This is a genomic window from Mesorhizobium sp. M7A.F.Ca.CA.002.05.1.1 (assembly GCF_003998335.1).
Taxonomy (GTDB): Bacteria; Pseudomonadota; Alphaproteobacteria; order Rhizobiales; family Rhizobiaceae; genus Mesorhizobium.
Genome location: NZ_RZQI01000751.1, coordinates 1 through 2,964, shown reverse-complemented (window position 1 = coordinate 2,964; position 2,964 = coordinate 1). Strand labels below are relative to the sequence as shown.

General features: G+C 63.4%; 3 protein-coding genes. All 3 read left to right on the top strand.

Features of this window, described 5'->3' with window-relative positions; translation table 11 throughout:
• A partial coding sequence (locus EN939_RS27820; protein ID WP_164751276.1) for an ABC transporter substrate-binding protein occupies positions 1 to 1,561 on the top strand: 1,561 nt, incomplete at its 5' end.
• Between the two features lie 70 nt (positions 1,562 to 1,631).
• The gene (locus EN939_RS27815) at positions 1,632 to 2,585 is read left to right on the top strand and encodes an ABC transporter permease (protein WP_127270253.1); all 954 of its coding nucleotides are present in this window, start codon (positions 1,632 to 1,634) and stop codon (positions 2,583 to 2,585) included.
• Positions 2,582 to 2,964 (top strand): ABC transporter permease (locus EN939_RS27810; RefSeq protein ID WP_442919567.1); only part of this gene is annotated, 383 nt, incomplete at its 3' end. The genes EN939_RS27815 and EN939_RS27810, both read left to right, overlap by 4 nt.

Genomic DNA, 2,964 nt, shown 5'->3' with positions numbered 1-2,964 from the left:
CTTCGTCCGTCACGGCAGCCTGCTCGGCCTGTCGCTGCCGCTGCTGGGCCGTATCGGCATGGCCGCCGGCCTCGGCGGCATGCCGTCGCTGGCGCGTGCCCAAGGCGCACCCGGCGCCACCATCCGTGTCGCCAGCAGCGTGCCGGCAGCAACGATCGACCCAGTCACCATTGCGGACGCCGGCGGCCTGCTGGTGATGCAGCAGGTTGCGGAATTCCTTTGTGTCGACGGCCCCGACCTGGTGCTGCAACCGGCGCTGGCCGAGAGCTGGAAGCCGAACGACAACGGCACGGTTTGGACCTTCAAGCTGCGCAAGGGCGTAAAATTCCACAGCGGCGGGGAGATGAAGGCCGACGACGTCGTGGCCAGCATCGACCGCCTTGCCGATCCGGCAAACTCGTCCAACGCGCTGTCGGTGTTCAACGGCATCCTGCAGAAGGGCGCCTCCAAGAAGGTCGACGACTACACGGTGGAATTCCACCTCGATGCGCCGAACGGCAACTTCCCCTACATGCTGTCGTCCGACAACTACAACGCCGTCATCATCCCGGCGAGTTACAAGGGCGACTACGAGAAGAGCTTCGACGGCACCGGGCCGTTCAAAATTGAGAAATACACGGCAAAGGTCGGCGCCTCCTTCGTCCGCAACGAGGATTATTGGGGTCCGAAGGCACTGCCGGAACGCACCGAATTCACCTTCTTCACCGATATGCAGCCGCAGATCCTGGCGCTGCAGGGCGGACAGGTCGACATCATCAACCAGATGCCCGTGCTGGCCGGCGTCGCTCTGCTCAACGATCCGAACGTCGACATCATCAGCCTGAAGTCGTCGGCCCATCAGCAACTGCACATGCGCTGCGACGAGGGCCCGTTGAAGGATGCGCGCGTGCGCCGTGCCATTGCGCTCTGCCTCGATCGCGACAAGCTGGCCGCCGGCCTGATGAAGGGACGCTCCGCTCTGGGCAATGACAGCCCGTTCGCCGCCGTCTACCCTTCGACCGATACGAGCGTGCCGCAGCGCAAGCAGGATATCGCCCAGGCCAAGCAGCTCATGGAAGCAGCCGGCCTTGGCCAGGGCTTCAAGATAACCCTGACCACCGAACGCTACCTGGAAATCCCTGAATACGCCCAGCTGATCCAAAACTGGGTCAAGGAGATCGGCGTCCAACTCGACCTCAACATCCTCGACCAGAGCGGCTATTACGGAGACGCAGTGTTCGGCAAGTCGAACTGGCTGGATTCGGTGATGGGTATCACCGACTACGGCCACCGCGGCGTGCCGAACGTCTATCTCGCGGCACCGCTGAAGAGTGAAGGCACCTGGAACGCGGCACACTTCAAGAACAAGGACTATGACGCGCTGGCGACCAGCTACATCGCGGCCCTCGATCTCGAGGCGCAGAAGGCCGACGCCGGCAAGATCCAGAAGCTGCTGCTCGAAGAAACGCCTGTCATCTTCGGCTATTTCTATGACTATCTCACGGCGACGGCGAAGGGTGTGGCCGGCGTGCAGCCGACCGCCATGTCGCAGCTGTTCCTCGATAAGGCATCGAAGGCCTGAACGGAAGGGAAAGCCAATCCTCTAACAGCCAGCTCCCGCATGGGGGCTGGCTCCACAAGGAGTCCTAGCCATTCTCTCCTTCCTTGTCCGGCGTGTCTCGCTGTCGCTCGTCACGCTGTTCCTGCTCAGCATCATGGTGTTCCTGGGCGGCCAGGTGCTGCCCGGCAATGTCGGGCGCGCCATATTGGGCCCGTTCGCCGACCAGCGCGCGGTCGACGCGCTCAATCACACGCTCGGCGTCGATCGCCCGCTGCTAACGCAATACTGGAGCTGGATCTCCAACTTCGTCCAGGGCGACATGGGTACGTCCTACATCTTCCGCTCGCCGGTCGCGCCTTTCGTCATCGATGCGCTGGGCAATTCGATGAAGCTGGCGGCGGTCGCCTTCGTGCTGGTGGTGCCGATCGGCATCCTCGGCGGCGTCGTCGCCGCACTCAACCTCAACCGCCCGCTCGACCGCATCATCAGTCTCGGCGGCCTGTCGGTGACGGTGCTGCCGGAATTCGTCACCGGCATCATCCTGATCCTGATCTTTGGTGTCTGGCTGCGCTGGCTGCCGATATCGGCCGCATGGCCGCGCGACGCCGGCTTCTTCACGCAGCTCTATTACCTGATCCTGCCCTCGCTGCCGCTGTTCCTGGTGCTGTTCGGCTACATCGCCCGCATGGCACGCTCCGGCATGATCGAGGCGCTCGATTCCGACTACACGCGAACGGCCGTGCTGAAGGGCCTGCCCTGGCGCACGGTGATCTGGCGGCATGTGCTGCGCAATGCGCTGCTGCCGACCATCACCGTCATCGCGACGCAGACCGGCTACCTCATCGGCGGCCTTGTCGTCATCGAAACGCTGTTTCGCTACCAGGGCATCGGGTCGCTGATCTTCACCGCCGCGCGCGGCAAGGATTTCCCGATGCTGGAGTCGGGCATCCTCACCATCGGCATTGTCTATGCCGTGGCCACCCTTGTCGCCGACTTCCTCTATTCCGTGCTCAATCCGCGTATCCGTCTGGGGTCAGATCAATGAGCGCCGTCCAAACCAGCTCTCCTACACCAGACGACACGCGCCGGCGCAGCCCGCTGGCGGAGGTCTTTTTCTCGCTGCTGCGCTCGCGCACATTCCTTGTCGGTTTCGCCATCGTGCTGTTCTGGGTTGCCTGTGCGCTGTTCGGCGAGCATTTCGCACCTTACGATCCGCTCGCCGACGACATCATCAACGCGCTGGCGCCGCCCTCTTCCGAACACTGGTTCGGCACCGACCAGATCGGCCGCGACGTCTTCTCGCGCGTCATCGTCGGTTCGCGCGACATCCTGACCGTCGCACCGCTGGCAACCTTGCTGGCGACGGTAGCCGGCACGGCGCTTGGCCTCCTTACCGGCTATTTTCGCGGTCTCGTCGACGATGT